Source organism: Corynebacterium kefirresidentii (assembly GCF_016599755.1).
In the GTDB taxonomy this organism is placed as follows: Bacteria; Actinomycetota; Actinomycetes; order Mycobacteriales; family Mycobacteriaceae; genus Corynebacterium; species Corynebacterium kefirresidentii.
Window position 1 is genome coordinate 177,237 of record NZ_CP067012.1, and the last position, 16,174, is coordinate 193,410.

Sequence of the window (16,174 nt, forward strand, 5' to 3'; positions counted from 1 at the left end):
GAAGATTATCAGTAGATACTAATCGAATGATTCGCTTCGAACCAAGATTTGTGGGCAGATCTCGTTGACTTAGGACTGCTCAGCTTGAAGGAGTTCAGAAAATTTATAGGTACCTGTCACAACTGTATCCTGATCCATGAGATACATACGCTTTACCGCGATGACGATGGCCTCAGCAATATCGTCGCGGCGGGACGGATTGGTGAGGATCTTTATGTCTTCTGGGTTGGTGAGGTAGCCCAGCACGATCTGGATGACCGGCATTTGGGTCAGGCGAAGCAGATCCCAGGTGCGGCCGTGGTTGCCGCAGTCCAGCAGCTCGGTGCGTGCGACAATCTCACGCTGGATAAAGCCGGATAGGGTCTCACCAATAAGCGAGGAATTGCCGGATTCGGAACCGAAATAGAAGGTGGCAACACCATTGGCCTTCTCATTGGGATAGGAATCACAAGCCAAAGAGATGACAATGTCCGCATCGAAGGCGTTGGCTAACTCCGCGCGGGACTTCACGTCCGCATCGGAGGTCCGAGGACGGGAGATGATGGTCTCCATGCCGGCGGCAATCATGCGTCCCTCGATGCGTTGGGTGAGGTCCCACAGGATCTCTTGCTCAGAAATATCACCAAAGCGTCCCTTGACCTGTTGGCCGGCGTCGCCGCCGCTCAAGGCGGGATCGATCACAACGCGCTTGCCCGCCAGTTTAGGACCGGCGTTGCGCACGCGCTCGCGCTCTTGGATATTGTGCGCGGATCCGCCGGTGATACGGCGGCCAAGCAGACTGAGGGCGCGGATGGTGGCGGGACCGCATACACCATCTTCTTGCAAGCCACAGTTGTGTTGGTATTCCTTGAGCGCCGCGTAGGTATTGGTGCCAAAATGGCCGTCTACGCGCTGCTGGTAAAAGCCCAGCTCCTGCAGCTGTTGCTGGAGCTGCGAGATATCATCACCCACGAGCTCATTTGCGGGCTCGTAGGCAAGTACACGGCTGCCGAGCGTATACGAGGCCTGGCGCAGTTCGCGCAGGGTGAGATCATCGATCTCTCCCGTGGGCACGATGCCGCGCGATTGCTGGAAGGCCTTGAGGACCTCAGACAAATTGGCATCAAAGCTCTTGTCGCTCTCGGAGTACTTCTGCTTTTTCCACGCAGAAAGTTCCCCCTTGAAATCTGACAAGAGGCCGAGACGGGCCAAGGTGGCGCGAGCCTCAGCTACACGCACGCTTGTATCGCCGACTCGAAGAACGCGGTTCACGTCTTTTACCCCTTTCACAGCCCGTGTTTAGGGGCCGCATTTCAGAATTTCTACACGCTTAATCTAATAGGAATTAGATTAACAGTTAAAGTTGCTTTTTCACTTGCGCCACGATGTCATCTTTAGAACGCAGACCAACAAATTCGTCTACCTTCTCGCCGTGGTTGAAAATCAGCACGTTAGGGATGGACATGATCTGGAACATGGCACCTAGGTTGCGCTCTTCATCGACGTTGACTTTGGCGATGGTGACCTCGCCGTCTAGCTCCTCTGCTACCTCTTCCAAGATGGGGGATAGCTTCTTGCAGGGGCCGCACCATTCGGCCCAGAAGTCGACGACGACGGGCTTATCGGACTCGATGACGTCCTTGCGGAAGGTATCGGTGGTTACTTTCTTGACGTTGCTCATACTGAATTAACGGCTTTCTGCGAGGAAATGTTCCGCATCAATTGCCGCGCGGCAACCGGAGCCGGCCGCGGTAATTGCCTGCTGGTAGTGGTCATCCACCAAATCACCGCAGGCAAAAACGCCAGGCTGGGAGGTCTTGGTGGTGGGTTGTTCAACTACAACATAGCCATTGTCATTTAGCTCGACCTGACCATTGAGGAAGGAAGAGCGCGGATCATGGCCAATTGCTACGAACATGGCAGTCACGTCCAAGGTAGAGGTCTCGCCGTTGGTGACGTCCTTGAGCTTGAGACCGCCAACTTTGCCGTCGGCTTCAATGACCTCTTCGACGACCTTATTAGTCTCCCATTTAATCTTCTCATTGGCCTGGGCGCGCTCCAGCATGATTTTAGAGGCGCGGAAGTTCTCGGAGCGGTTCACAATGGTGACGGAGTCCGCGAACTTGGTGAGGAAGGTTGCTTCCTCCATGGCGGAGTCGCCGCCGCCGATAACAGCAATATTGTGGTCCTTGAAGAAGAAGCCATCGCACGTAGCGCAGGTAGAAACGCCGCGGCCGGTAAGTTCTTCCTCACCTGGAACGCCAAGGTGGCGCGGGGCGGCACCGGTGGCGAGGATGACGGCGCGGGCCTCGAAGAACTCGTCACCCACGTGCAGCTTCTTAATATCGCCTTCTAGCTCTATCGAGTCAACGACTTCCATGCGCAAATCCGCACCGAAGCGGATGGCCTGGGCGCGCATTTCCTCCATCAGCTCAGGGCCCATGATGCCCTTTTGGAAGCCGGGGTAATTTTCTACCTCGGTAGTATTCATAAGCTCGCCGCCGTACTCGAAGCCTTCGAAGACAATCGGGTTGAGCTCGGCGCGTGCCGCGTACAGCGCGGCGGTATAACCGGCAGGGCCGGAACCTACGATGGCAACATCGTGGACGGTCATTGCTAACTCCCTTAAATCAGAGTGTGGTTTCGCGTAACGCCATGAGTCTACCCGCCACACTGACAAACGTCGGTATTAGCAAACTCACCCAATGGCCGCGCGTAGGACTTCCCTCGCTCGGGCGCAGCGGGATTTAATGGTGCCGGGCTTTACTCCTTGAGCAGTGGCAACTTCTCCGACGCGGAACCCGGCGACGTCGGTAAGCACCAGCGCTTCGCGTTGATCCTCGCGCAGCAACTGCATGGCTTCGCGCACCGCCAGCTGCTCCGCTAGGTTTTCGGAAGGATTATGCGCGAGCAGCGGGTTGCGATCGTCGTCGAAGTCCTCCGTATCTAATGAGGCATTTTCCCTATTCGAGCGATGGTTGAGGTAGTCATAGCCAGAATTTTTCACCAGCCGGTGTAGCCAGGTTGATAGCGCGGATTCGCGGCGATAGGAGTGCAGGTTGCAGCTGGCGCGCAAGAAGGCTTCCTGGACCACATCTTGGGCATCGTGATCGTTTTTGGTGTAGCGGCGTGCCACGGTGGTCAGCCGCGTGCGGTGGCGTTCCACGATGGTGGAAAAGGCCTTATTATCACCTTCAATGAAAGCATCAACTAATTCTTCGTCACTGCGGTCATGACTCAGTGTCATATGTAGATTCCCCCCGGATCAACAACTGTTAACCACAGTGTGACCCGAGGGGAAGCAGAGCGCGAGCGCTGGACAGTACAGTCTATTGACCAGCCCGCACGCGAAGCGTGCGCCGCAGATTATCGCGACACTCGAGCAGTACGCGGCGCAGTGCTCCTGGCAGCTCACGGTGCAGCAGACGGGTGGTGGCGTCGTCGGCCATGGGCAGCTGTGGATAGAAGCCGCGGATGAGGCGGTTGGCAATCTCAATCGGGTGCGCGGCCCAGATCTCTTCCACGCGGGAGAAGAATTCCTCCGCAAAGGCCTCCTGCAGTGCAGCTGAGCGTGGGGCATTGAATCCGGCGACCAGCGCGTCTACCTCGGCATTGGAGTAGGCGCCAGGCGTGAGCGCCCTATCGAACGCGGCACGCTTGGTCTCTGGTGTGGGGAAAGCGTGGCTGGCGCCGAGGAATTCCGTAGCGCCGGTCAGCGTATTATCGCGCTGTTTTTCTTTCTCCAACTCGTCTAGTTCTACGGCATTTCGGGCGGCGAGTGCGCGCAGGATGGACCAGCGGATTTCGGGGTCCAAGCGAAGGCCGGCAATGTCACCGGAGAGCAGGGCCTTAAGGCGCGCGGTGCCTGATTCCTCCGGCGTTGCGGCGAGTGCGCGGATGGCGGCGCGAGCGAGTACAAGCTGGGCGTCCGAGGCTGGTTCGGCCTCGTCCAGATGGCCCCAGATTGCCTCGGCATAGTCGGTGCGGACCTGCTCGCGGTCGGCTTCCGAAACATAATGGGCAATCGCAAAATTGGCATTTGCGCAGGCAGTAGCCAGCAGCGTCGTGTTGGTCTCGTAGGCTTCGTGCTTGACGACGACCCCCACATAATCAATCGCCGACATTTCCCCATCGCGGGTGAGGTTCCATAGTGCGGTCCAGATGATAGCGCGGGTGAGATCATCTTCGATTTCGGTCAGGCGGTTCCCTGCCGTTTCTAGGGAGGTGTCGTCGAAGCGGATTTTGGCGTAGGTATGGTCGGCGTCGTTAAGCAGTAGCAATTCTGGGGCCGGAAGGCCGGCCGCCTCATCGATAATGGTGCGGGTGGTGTCATCGCCGGCGGGGAGATCGATGTCGATCTCGCGATACTTGTGTAAGTCGGCATCAAAAAGCGAGGCGGTCAGGCGGTGTGGCCGGCAGACGTCCTCGGCTTCTGCAAGGATGGCCAGCTCCGCAATCTTCTCGCCTTCGGTGTGCAGCTCCGGGATGAGCGTATCTGGACCCCACGTACGCAGCCAGGCCTGCGACCAAGCATCAAGATCGCGGTCTGTGTGCTTTTTTAGCGCCTTCAGGAGGTCATCAAAGGTGGCGGCGGCAAAGGCGTGCTCCTGGAAGTAGTCGCGCGCCCCAGCGTAGAAATTATCGCGACCGACATAGTGCACCAGTTGCTTGAGCACCGCCGCGCCCTTGGCATAGGTGATGCCGTCGAAATTTTGGCGCGCGGCATCTACGTCCGGGATCTCCGCCTTAATTGGGTGCGTGGTGGGCAGCTGATCCTGCAGGTAGGCCCAATTTTTGCGGGCGCCGGCAAAGTTGGACCAGGCCTCGGTGTACTCGGTGCCGTGCACGGAAGAGTCCGCGCCCATGAACTCCGCGAATGACTCCTTGAGCCATAGATCATCCCACCACTGTGGTGTAACCAAGTCGCCGAACCACATATGGGACATCTCGTGCAGGATGGTATTCGCGCGGCCGGCATGCTGCGCGCGGGTGGCGTGGGAGCGGAAAATGTAGTTCTCCGTGAAGGTGACGAGACCAGGGTTTTCCATCGCGCCGAGATTGTATTCGGGAACAAAGATGGAATCGTACTTGCCCCACGGGTAGGGATAGCCAAAGTTCTGGTGGAAAAAGTCCATGCCCTGGGCAGTAAGGTCCAAGATTTCCTCGTCGAGGTACTCAAACATGGACGCGCGAGCAAAGGCGCGCAACTGTGCCGAGTGGCTGCCATCCGGGGCGGTCCACGTGCGCTCTTGATACTGGTAAGGGCCTGCCGCGAAGGAAGTCAGGTAGGTCGACAGCGGCGGTGTCGGCGCGAAGGTAACAGTGGCGAGGTCACCATCCTCACTGCGCTCGACTTCCGGTTGGTTAGAGAGGATTTGCCACTGCTTCGGTGCGGTCATGCGCACGTGGAAGACGGCCTTGAGATCCGGCTGCTCGAGGCAGGGGAAGATGCGGCGAGCATCGGAAGGCTCGAGGTGTGAGTACAGGTAGGTCGCGTCATCGGCTTGATCGTGCATGCGGTGCAGGCCTTGGCCGGTGCGCGAATAACGGGAGTGGCTGGTGACCTCGATGGTCAGCTCCTCCCCTACTGGCACGCCGTGTAGCCGGATGATGCTGCCATCAAAGTCCACCTCCTGCGGGGTGCCATTGACCTTTAACTCCGCGACCGATTCTCCCAGGTAATCCAGGAAGAGCTCGGGCTCATTGCTGGTGAGCTCGAGGCGGGTAGTCACGCGGTAGGTGGGGCTATCGAGTACCTCCGAAAGATCAAGGTGGAGGTGATAGGCGAGCAGGTCCACCGCTGCTGCGCGTTCTTGGAGCAACTCGTGCTGCGTCTTATTTTGTGGTGCGGTCATACTTAGGAACTATAGTTACCTCCGTCACGTAGGGTACGGGGTTGGGGTCCTAAGTTCCGCTGCCTTTTAGGAGCAAAATACCCAGCGGGTATCGGGATCTCGCTGTGGACCTGTTGGATCAGTTTTGCCCGGTCCACACTCTTCAAGTGGCGCAAGGTGTCAGTGACCATCTGCAAGCGTTACACCACACTAGAGGACGCAACCGCGCGCGGAGGTGGGCGATCTCATCTCAGCACGCAAGATTTGCGAAAGAACCTAGTTGCCGCCTCAGGTACACAGTATGGTGGGCCTCACGACTAAATCTAAAGACGTGCAAGAAATTAATCGTCCGGAAAAATCAATAACCTCGGCGATTTACTCCTACTTTCGTAGTGCAGGGATCGTTCCGAGGCTTTCAAGATAGAGATTAGCATTTCCATAATGAGTAATCCAAGATCGACCCCCGTACCGCTATCGCAATGGTTTTCATCCGCGCGGATGAGCCGGTACGCCGATCACCCCACACCAGAGGCGCTATACCTTTGGAATACTCACCTCACGAAGACCTATCTCGCTGACATTGAGCATGTTGAAGTACTTCTTCGAAACTGCATTCACAGTGCCCTAACCAGAAGGTACGGTGACCGATGGTTTGATGACGATCGAATACCTTTCAACCTTGCAGCAAAGAAGAATATCCGCAAAGCGAAAAGACGAGCTGGAGGAGGAGGGGCGTTACCGGGAAAAATCATTGCTGAACTCAGCTTCGACTTCTGGCGTTATCTCTTAAGTAACCACTATCAAGCAAGCATCTGGCCTCAGGTAAAGAGGGCGTTGAAGAAACCCCCTGACAGCAGACAGCAGTTCGAAGAGCTTGTAGTCATTGTTTATGAAATGAGAAATAGGTGCTCTCACCACGAATCAATCGTTCAGCAGCGCGATAGAGCCCGTGAAGTCGCACATCTCGACTCCGTTGATAACGCTATCCAAGAAATAGCGGGTTTCATTGATCCTCATGCAGCAACATGGATCAAGAACAATTCCAGAGTCTCCGCTTTACGAGCACAACGCCCTTAGGCCCATATCGCAGTACAAAGTGGGAAACTGAAACCGTCATCACAGTTGGTGTGCATTCTAACTATTTTCCGTTGAACCATGCCGCCACCTCGTTCGCTGACAACTGAGGATTACTTTTCACTAGGCAAGGAACGACGTTTCAAGAAAGTCCTCGAGACTCCAATAGTCAGGATCGAACCAAGCAACGCCTTCGTTGACTTCGATTGCGATTAAGTGGTCAGGCAATAAGATGAGGAAATTATTTGTCTCGGTGCGGATTCCTTGGCGTTGTAGCTCTTGTGCGACTCGTTCAGTGCTCTCCTGTGCGGTCTCGGCGGGGTGACGATTAAGGTCAACGCCATAGAAAGTATCCGTGATTGGTACCTCCATGTACTTCATTTCAACGGTGACGCACTTACCGTCCTCCACGCAGCACCATATTTTCCATGAAAATTACTTTTTATGTCTTCATGTTCACGCTGAAATGCCTTCCCAGGGTTAAGGAGTGGCTGTACCGCAATACCGGAAGACGTAGGAAAAGCCCGCGGCCAGAAGGTGGCTGCGGGCTTGGAGAAGCTTAATGCTTCTAGTGCGTCTGGGGCACGGGTCTACTGCTTGATAGCGGAGACCTCGAGCTCAATCTTGATCTCCTCGGAGACCAGCACGCCGCCGGTCTTCAGTGGAGCGTTGAAGTCAATGCCGAAGTCCTTGCGGTTGATCTTGGTGGTTGCCTCGAAGCCCAGGCGGGTATTACCAAAGGGGTCCTCAGCGGTAGCAACATCTTCCACATCGAGGTCGACGGACTTGGTGGTGCCCTTGATGGTGAGGTCACCGGTGACGGTGCCGTTGCCATTCTCATCAACGTTGAGGTTGGTGGCCTTGAAGGTGATCTCCGGGTACTGCTCTACCGCGAAGAAGTCCTCGTTCTTTACGTGGGCATCGCGGTCATCGTTGCCGGTGGTTATGGAAGCGGTGCGGATGGTTGCCTCAGTAGCGGACTCGGCGATGTTTTCGGCCACGGTGATGGTGCCTTCGAAGTCTGCGAAGTTACCGCGAACCTTGGTGACCATCGCGTGCTTGGCGACGAATCCGATAACGGTGTGGGCTGGGTCTAGTGCGTAGGTACCTGCTGCGAGGGACATGATGAATACTCCTAAGGCTGTTGTGTGCGTTACGCCCCACAGTGTACGTACCACTTCTAAATAGTCAACACGTTAAGTAATTAATTTTTGAACGTGCAGGTCAAAGAGTTGTTAATGCGGAAAATCTTAAAAAAGAAGGCCGAACTGAGGGTCGTTTTCCTCGATTCGGCCGTGTGGGTTGTGCCTAGGGCTGCCCGACGAGACCAATGTCTGCGATGGTTGCCTTATCGGACTTGGGCAGCTCGGTGATCATGAGGAGGAGGCCGTCGAATTGCTCGGTGGTTTCCTCCAGCTCGATATCTTCCTTGCCGCCTTCGAACTTGCCCCTGGCCAGTTGGTGTAGGGAGCCAGCTTGTGGGTTCTCCGGATTGAAGCTGTCCTGATTTACGCCATAGACGGCGTACCTCGCCCCAGTGGAGTTGGACTGCACCACCGGCAGGACCGCAAGGTGCGTTGGCGTATCCAAGGTGACGAGGACGCCGGTGTCCTCGTCTTCGGTGGACCAAGTGGTGTCCGTTTTGCCGTCGATAAGCGCTGCATTGTCCTTGTTATCAGGGACGGTAACCGCTGAGGAAGGCTGGAGACGCACCGGCGGGGTATCCGGAATGTCCGTGCTGCCGTGGATGGTTTCGCTGACCGGATTAGACGCCTTTACATCGCTGAGCAAGGACATGATCCAGGTGGTCAATGCAGCCATCGCTACGACGAAGATGGTGGCGAAGATACCGATGACGATGACGCCGGAACCGGAATAACCGCGGCCGCCGAAGCCAGGCTCTTGGGCCGGGTCATCCTCTTGGGCCGGTTCTTCTTCTGCCTTTACCGGCAAGGCCTCGGGTGCTTCCTCCGGTTCCTCCGGTGCGAAGTCGTGCAGGCGCTGGGCGATGCCGGCCAAGGTCAGCGCTTTTGCCTCCTGCAGCTGTTCCATCTTTTCCTCGCGGCTGTCCTCATCAGCACTATCGAGGGCAAAGTGCGCGTCCTCGACGCGCTGGGCGGCCTCGTTGGCCGAGAGGTTGGCATCTTCAGAAATATCGCGCAGCTTCTTCGGCGAAGGCTCCGTGGACTCCACGAGCAGCTCCAGGGCGGAGCTGAGAGCCTCGCGGCCGGTGGACTGCTCGCGTGCTTGCCAGAACTGTGCACCGGTGACCGCACCGTGATCTTGGAGCAAGCGGAAGCGACCATCCGATACCGGGGCGCCCGGCACGAGGCGTGGGCCGCGGACGATACCGGCGGACATTGGTGGCGGTACCAGGGTGGCATTGAAGGCATCCTGGGTGAATACCGGCCGGATTTCCGGCACGTCGGGCTCCTCCAGCTCGATAGCCTTGGAGGAATCGACCTTGATGAAGCGGGACATGCCCGGGATGCGCTGCAAGGCGCGGGCCAGGTTCTGGACCTCCGGCAAGGAGGACTTAGAGAGCACCAGGCCGGTGGCGATGAGGAAGATGACTCCAAGCACCGCGACCTTGATCAGCGAGACGATGGAGGGCAAATTCTCTGGAAGGAGGTAATTCACGCCCCAGTACAGCACCCAGGAGACAACCAAGCCTACGAGACCGGCACCAGAAGCCCACAGCACGGTCTGCGTGACGGCTTTGCCGCCGAGGCTGCCGAGCTTGCGCTTGAGCAAGAAGCCACCGATGACCGCACCGGAGACGAAGCCAAAGCCATTGGCCGTACCGAGCAAAATCACCACGCGGTCCGGGTTGGACGTCATCAACGGGGCCAAAAGCGTAAGGACGATCTTGGTCAGCGTGATGCCGGCGATGATGAAGGTCGGCGTCCAGGCTTCCTCGCGGGCATAGAACACGCGCAGGTGCAGCAGCACTAAGGCATACGGGATGAGCGTGAAGGCGGAGAAGCTGATGGTCAGGCCAAGCTGCTCGGCGCTCTCGGCGCCGTAGGCACCGTATTGGAAGAGGGCTCGGGCAATCGGTACACCAAAGCCGGTCATGAAAATGACGATGGGGATAAGCGCGATGAAGGTCAGCTTTGAGCCCAAGGTCAGATCGCGGACTACAGCATCAACATCGCCGTCGGCGGCGTTGCGGGACAGGCGCGGCATGATGGCCGTCAGCAGCGTCACGCCGATTACGCCATAGGGCACCTGCAGCATGAGCCAAGCATTCTGATAGACCAGTGGGGCGCCGGCATCCGCATAGGCGGCTACGCGGGAGGTGATCACGTAGCCCAACTGGGAGATAGCCACATAGGTGATGATGGCCAGAGCCATGCCACCGAATTGCTTGATGCGGGCATCCAAGCCCCACTTGGGGCGCAGGTTAATGCCGGCCTTTTTGAGGTACGGCAACAAGATGAGGCATTGCACCATCACCGCCGTGGTGGTGCCCAAGCCCAATAGCATGACGTGGGGATCGGCCACCGGGGTGGGCTCGTGCGGGTCGAGCTGGCCGGGCAGGAAGCGATAAGCCAGCAGCACGCTAATGGAGATGACGTTATTGACTACCGGCGCCCACGCACCTGGACCAAAGATATTCTTAGTATTAAGAACGGCCTGGAAGAGGGCGAAGAGGCCGTAGAAGAGGATCTGCGGCAGCAATAAGAAGGCCAAGGAGGTTGCCTGCACGGCATTGGCCTTGGAATCTTCCGGCAGCATCATCCTCGTTAAGAAGGGTGCGAGCACCACGGAGGCGATGGTGACTATGCCCAGGATAGAAAAGGCCAGGGTAAATAGCCGCCGGACAAAGGTCTCGCCTCGGTCCGTGTCTTCTTTTTCGGCGCGTACGAGAACGGGCACGACCAGAGAGGTCAGCACGGCACCCAATACGATCTCGGTGACGAGGTTGGGGATCTGGTTGGCGCTACTAAACGCGGTGCCCACCGTGGCACCGAGGGTGGCGCCGATGAGCATCTGGCGCAGGAAGCCGGTGACGCGGGATAGCAGCGTCGCGATGGCCATCGTGCCCGTCGCGCGGATGACGTCCTGATTGGATGATTCGTTTTCCGCGTTGCGTCCAGTGAGCGCGGACTTGTCCTCCTCGGGAGGAACGGTGGTGTCCTGCACCGCGGGCGTGGGGCGCTTTTCTGGCACCGGAGCGGGAGGAGAGGCGCGGACGATGCGGCCGCGGGCACCCGCTGGGGCGGGGTGCTCTGCCGGCACGGCGGCATCCTTCGGGTCAACTACACCCGCAGGTGACTTCTCCACGTGTTCGGCCTCGCGGCCAGTTTTATCAGTCATAGAGGATACAACTTCAACTTACTTTTTAAGCCTTTGTGATTTTTTGCGCCGATGGCGGCCTAGCCGGAAGAGAGTGGCGAGGACCAGCGCAAGAGCGCCGGCTATGCCGACGCCATACACGCTTACGATACCGGCACGCGTTTGCACAGCGATACTGATCGGCTCCGAGATGGTTTGCTTTTCTGGGGTGGCAAGCCACAGGCCAATGTCTGTGCGATCGACGTCCTTAGGCATATCGGCGGTCATGGATACAGTAATAGAGCCCTTGGCCGGAATACGGACACTCTTGGGCGTGTTGAGGCGCGCGCCATCGGGGGCATCGTATTGCAGCTTGGCCTCCACCGGTAGCGGAAGCCCATTTTCTGCCACGATGAGCAGCGGCGATGACTCGGATACGCGGGTATAAACATTGCCCGGTGGGATAAGCGCCACAGAAGATCGCAGATCGCGCAAAGTATTCGAATGCACATCCATCGTGTGGGTGAACCTTCGCCGCGCTTCAGCATTACTGCCCAAGCTATCGCGGTTGGTCAGCGAGAGCGCGGCCAGCAAATCCCGGCGCAAAGGCAGGACGAATTCATAGGGAGTCAGTGCGATATCTGGATCATCGACCATGATATTCATCAGCTCATCGGTATAGCGGGCCTGCTGCTCCACGCGGACGATATCGGATTCGGCGAAGGTGGCGGGATCACTAAAGGGGCTGCCAGGCAGTGACCCCGGATCGGCGGTTTCCTGCTTGAGGCTGCCGACGGTACGCGCATGGGACTGGCCGGAATCGATGAGCGCTTCGGCGGAGTCAAGCGCGTATTCGGCAGCGCTGGGATCCAAGTAATTGGGCAAACGCGCCACGGTGTCGTCGCTAGCGGCCAAACTCAACGCGGCGCCGCCGGTGATGGCGCGGGAAAGTTCGGAATCGAGCGAGTAGTCGTAGCGTAGCTCCGGGTTGGAATAGCCCACCGTCTGTGGCTTGGAGCCGGTTTGGGCTAAAAGGGCGCCCAGGGAGGCGTCGAAAGTCACGGCGCGGCCAGGCCACGAAGTATTATCAGCCACTAGTGCGGGCAGGGGCAGTTGTTGATCCACATAGCCGGAGCCAACCGCGAGGACAGAGGTGGCTGGCTTAGTGCCGAGGATTCGCTCGATGGTGCGGTTGCCGCGCTGCAGACCCTCGTAGGTAAGGAAGGGATTATTCGCCTTGGCCACGGATGAGGCATTAGCGTTTGCCCACGGCATAGACATAAAGCAATCGAGTTCACGCAGGCGCTTGAGCCAGCGGGCGGCATCCTCTTTGCCAGTGCCGGGTTCGAGGTGCACATCGTCGTTGTTATTGAACCACGAATCACGCAGGCGCTTAGGGCGCTCGGCTTGAGCTGGGCGGGCAGAGCCCACCTTATAGCCCTCCGCCATGCGGTTGACCGTATCCAAGAGGGCGGGATCGATGGCTACGCAGCCTGCCCCGTGCAGATCGTGGTCCGCATAGGTGCTCACCAAGCGATCGAGCCGGCCGCCCTCAGCCAGTTCATCTGCTAATTCATCAGAGGAGAGGATAAGCTCCTCTCCCCCAGCGCCGCCTGGTATCGAGTCGATATCGGCGCTGATGGGATAGACCACGGTGAGATCGTGGGGCTTGGAATCCGAGGGGGCATCGCCAAGCGCCTGCTTCTTTCCCTGCACCTGGCCTATGAGGCGTTCTTCCGCAAAGCTGACCGCCTCGCCGCCAACAGTGCCGGTGAGGGTAAATAGCAGCGGATAGGCACCGGCGTCTTCGATGGCTAGGGTCTGCTTGCCGTGTAAGGAGGTGGGAACCTGGAAGGTAACCTCCCGGGTTTCACCCGGCTGCAGGGGCGCGGTGGTGGTGCTGGGACCGTAATACGGGAATTCGCCGGTGGCCAGCTGCGTGCGGGCCTGCGCGGTACCCTCTACGGCATCGCCGCGGCGGCTGGTGAGCTGGAGGTCTTCCATGGCTTCATCGGTGGGATTGTGCACCTGGAAGGTCAGTTTCAGTTCCTTGCCCACGGTGAAGGGTTCGGCCGCGATGAGGTCGAGAGTGGCCCGCTCTGGTCCGCGCGCGCCCAACCATGCCTGGATATCCTGCTGTTTTCCCGCAGTCGAATCCATCTGCGCGGCGGCCTCTGGCAGCGGCAGGCACAATCCCCACCCCGCTACCGCCAGGCAGCCGCCCACGGCGGCCCAAGACTTCAGGCGTTGGCGCATTACCGTGGGGTCACTTTCCCCGCGGCGGCTTCCTTTCGTGCGAGATCGGGAAGGAGATCATGCGCGATGCGCGCCAATTTGCGCTCGTCGGCGTAGGCCAAATGCTCGATGAGTTCAGACACGGGAATCCATGAGACCTCGGTGACCTCCGGATCCTCATCGTTCATGATGCCGTCTACAAAGCGCAGCAAGTGATGGTGCACTGTCTTATGGATACGCACCCCATCAGAGACGAACCAATAATCAATCATGCCGAGGTCTGCAAAAACCTCACCGGAAATGCCGGTTTCTTCCCATACCTCGCGCTCTGCGGTGACTTCCTTGGCCTCGCCATTTTCTACGTGGCCTTTGGGCATGGACCACAGCAGGCGTCCGCGACGGTCGAGGCGGCCGATGAGCGCCACATAAAGCCGGGAAAGATCTACCTGGCCAGTGGCATCGACGCACTCCGCCAAACCAGAGACAACAAGGCCGCCGGCGGAGGTTTCATCGCGGGTTTCCATGGCCGTGGATTGGCCATTGCCACCGCGGTAGGGCCTGCGCTGCTGAGTGCTGCGGCGCGCGCGATTATCCGGCCGGCGGCGCCGCCTGCGCCGGGACCGGTTACGGTTGCGGCCGCCTCCCTTAGAGGGGCCCTGTTCTTGGTTAGTCATCCCTGCCAATCGTAGTAGACTCTCACCCGTGAATTTTCAGGACACTCAGCTAATTGGCGTTCTTGCCCGCGCGGAATCCACCGTCTCCTCCCTCAGCGACCTGCTGGGCGGTTTGGTGGAGAAATTTGCCGCCCGTGGCTATTCGCTCTACCTTGTGGGCGGCTCTGTGCGCGATGCGCTTTTGGGCCGCTTGGGAAATGACCTGGACTTTACCACTCCGGCCCGCCCGGACGTGGTTAAAGAGATCTTGGATGAGTGGGCTGAGACCGTGTGGGATACCGGCATCGACTTCGGTACCGTCTCCGCGGCCTATAAGGGTCAGCAGATTGAGATCACCACCTTCCGTTCCGATTCTTATGATGGCCAGTCCCGCAACCCTGAGGTGGTCTATGGTGACACCTTGGAAGGTGACCTAGTGCGGCGTGACTTTAAGGTCAATGCGATGGCCATCGAGCTGCTTGCCGACGCCTCTTTTACCTTCCACGATCCCCTCCACGGCCTCCAGGATGTGGCCGACCGGGTGCTCGATACCCCGGACAAGCCGGAAATCTCCTTCCACGATGATCCGCTCCGCATGCTGCGGGCGGCGCGTTTTGCGTCCCAGCTGGAATTTCGCGTGGCCGATCGGGTGGTAGATGCCATGCGGGATATGGCCGGCGAGATCCAGCGCATCACCGTAGAGCGCGTACAGGTGGAGCTGGATAAGCTTATCTGCGGCACTGCACCGTGGGACGGCATTGACCTGCTGGTTTCCACCGGAATTGCGGACTATATCTTTCCGGAGATCCCCGCACTGCGTATGACCGCGGATGAACACGCGCAGCACAAGGACGTTTATGCTCACTCGCTGAAGGTGCTAAGTCAGGCCATGGACCAAGAAGAAGATGGCCCAGACCTTGTCCTGCGCTGGGCGGCGCTTCTACACGATATTGGCAAACCGGATACCTTTGATAACACCGATGGCAAGGTCTCCTTTCACCACCACGAGGTGGTGGGCGCCAAGCTTGCCCGCAAGCGCCTGCGCAAGTTGAAGTACCCCAAGGCCACCACGGAGGCCATCGGCCAGCTGGTGTACCTGCACATGCGCTTCCACGGGTTCGGGGAAAATCAGTGGACCGATTCTGCCGTGCGCCGCTATGTCACCGACGCCGGAAATCTCCTCCCCCGTCTGCATAAGCTGGTGCGCGCCGATTGCACGACCCGCAATGCTAAAAAGGCCCGTCGACTCCAGCGCACCTATGATCAGCTTGAGGAGCGCATCGAAGAGATCGGCCGCAAGGAGGACCTGGCTCGCGTGCGCCCGGACCTTGACGGCAATGAGATCATGGAAATCCTCGGTCTTCAGCCCGGCCCTGAGGTGGGCCAGGCATGGTCTTATCTCAAGGAACTGCGCCTAGAGCACGGCCCCCTCGAGCGCGAGGAAGCGATTGCGAAGTTGCGCGAGTGGTGGGATTCTAAACAGTGATGTTTGCCGATAGATTATTTAACGCCCTCGAGCGCAATGACCCCGCTCCCGGCCAGCTTCTCATCGCTGCTCCGGGCATGCTTTCGCCGGAATTCGCCCGCTCCGTCATCCTCGTCATTGAGCACAATGACATGATGACCTTTGGCGTGGATCTGACTAAGCGCTCCGAGGTAGCTATTTTCAATGTGCTGCCGGAATGGCTTCCCGTGGTGGCTAAACCGCAGGCGCTGTATATCGGCGGTCCGCTCAACCAACAATCCGTTGTTGGGCTCGCGCAGACTAAACAGGGCGTCGATGTGGACAAGCAAGATCGACTCACCCGCCTCGCGCCGCGCCTAGCACATGTGGATCTGCGCGCGGACCCAGAAGAGATCGAGCCACTAGTTTCTGGCATGCGAATGTTTGCCGGCTATGCCGAATGGGGCCCGGGCCAGTTGGAGGAGGAAATCGAGGCCGGCGAATGGTTCGTCTCCCCTGCCCTTGCCCAAGACGTTATTACTCCAGGTCCGGCCGATCTCTGGGCCGATGTTATGAAACGTCAGCCCATGCCGTTGCCTCTCTATTCCACATATCCAGTCAACGTGGAAGACAATTAATTCCTATCGCGCTGCAGGCAATGGGCTAGACTAGCC

The 16,174-nt window shown here is 58.5% G+C and carries 12 protein-coding genes and 1 pseudogene; 3 read left to right on the top strand and 10 right to left on the bottom strand.

Annotated features, from left to right (window positions below; genetic code table 11):
* Positions 1-69 precede the first annotated feature (69 nt).
* The 5 genes from I6I12_RS01170 to pepN form a co-directional block, all read right to left on the bottom strand.
* Positions 70-1,251 (bottom strand): N-acetylmuramoyl-L-alanine amidase, encoded by a 1,182-nt coding sequence (locus I6I12_RS01170; protein WP_023020191.1) that lies wholly within the window; start codon positions 1,249-1,251, stop codon positions 70-72.
* An 85-nt stretch (positions 1,252-1,336) separates the two neighbouring features.
* Positions 1,337-1,660: a thioredoxin gene (trxA, locus tag I6I12_RS01175; RefSeq protein WP_023020190.1), complete on the bottom strand. Its 324-nt coding sequence runs from the start codon at positions 1,658-1,660 to the stop codon at positions 1,337-1,339.
* A 6-nt stretch (positions 1,661-1,666) separates the two neighbouring features.
* Positions 1,667-2,593: a thioredoxin-disulfide reductase gene (gene trxB, locus I6I12_RS01180; protein WP_023020189.1), complete on the bottom strand. Its 927-nt coding sequence runs from the start codon at positions 2,591-2,593 to the stop codon at positions 1,667-1,669.
* 84 nt (positions 2,594-2,677) lie between these two features.
* Positions 2,678-3,226 (bottom strand): RNA polymerase sigma factor, encoded by a 549-nt coding sequence (locus I6I12_RS01185; protein ID WP_023020188.1) that lies wholly within the window; start codon positions 3,224-3,226, stop codon positions 2,678-2,680.
* Positions 3,227-3,308: 82 nt separating this feature from the next.
* On the bottom strand, positions 3,309-5,834 hold the full coding sequence (gene pepN / locus I6I12_RS01190) for an aminopeptidase N (protein ID WP_200288487.1): 2,526 nt from the start codon (positions 5,832-5,834) through the stop codon (positions 3,309-3,311).
* Between the two features lie 420 nt (positions 5,835-6,254).
* Here pepN and I6I12_RS01195 point away from each other — a divergent pair, with 420 nt between their 5' ends.
* Complete coding sequence (locus tag I6I12_RS01195) at positions 6,255-6,890, top strand: hypothetical protein (protein WP_023020186.1); 636 nt, start codon at positions 6,255-6,257, stop codon at positions 6,888-6,890.
* 120 nt (positions 6,891-7,010) lie between these two features.
* On the opposite strand, the gene I6I12_RS01200 is transcribed toward I6I12_RS01195, so the two are convergent.
* The 5 genes and pseudogenes from I6I12_RS01200 to I6I12_RS01220 all read right to left on the bottom strand — a co-directional run.
* Positions 7,011-7,298, bottom strand: a complete 288-nt coding sequence (locus tag I6I12_RS01200; protein ID WP_023020185.1) for a hypothetical protein — start codon at positions 7,296-7,298, stop codon at positions 7,011-7,013.
* Positions 7,299-7,477: 179 nt separating this feature from the next.
* Positions 7,478-8,011: a YceI family protein gene (locus I6I12_RS01205; RefSeq protein WP_200288488.1), complete on the bottom strand. Its 534-nt coding sequence runs from the start codon at positions 8,009-8,011 to the stop codon at positions 7,478-7,480.
* A 184-nt stretch (positions 8,012-8,195) separates the two neighbouring features.
* Positions 8,196-11,210 (bottom strand): murein biosynthesis integral membrane protein MurJ, encoded by a 3,015-nt coding sequence (murJ, locus tag I6I12_RS01210; protein ID WP_200288489.1) that lies wholly within the window; start codon positions 11,208-11,210, stop codon positions 8,196-8,198.
* An 18-nt stretch (positions 11,211-11,228) separates the two neighbouring features.
* Positions 11,229-13,424 (bottom strand): DUF6049 family protein, encoded by a 2,196-nt coding sequence (locus I6I12_RS01215; protein WP_200288490.1) that lies wholly within the window; start codon positions 13,422-13,424, stop codon positions 11,229-11,231.
* Positions 13,424-14,017: pseudogene (locus I6I12_RS01220) on the bottom strand (NUDIX hydrolase); the annotation flags it as partial. The pseudogene I6I12_RS01220 and the gene I6I12_RS01215, both read right to left, overlap by 1 nt.
* An 88-nt stretch (positions 14,018-14,105) precedes the next feature.
* Between I6I12_RS01220 and I6I12_RS01225 the strand changes: the two are divergent.
* On the top strand, positions 14,106-15,542 hold the full coding sequence (locus I6I12_RS01225; protein ID WP_200288492.1) for a CCA tRNA nucleotidyltransferase: 1,437 nt from the start codon (positions 14,106-14,108) through the stop codon (positions 15,540-15,542).
* The gene (locus I6I12_RS01230) at positions 15,542-16,138 is read left to right on the top strand and encodes a YqgE/AlgH family protein (protein ID WP_023020179.1); all 597 of its coding nucleotides are present in this window, start codon (positions 15,542-15,544) and stop codon (positions 16,136-16,138) included. Before I6I12_RS01225 ends, I6I12_RS01230 begins: the two co-directional genes overlap by 1 nt.
* The last annotated feature ends 36 nt before the right edge of the window (positions 16,139-16,174 follow it).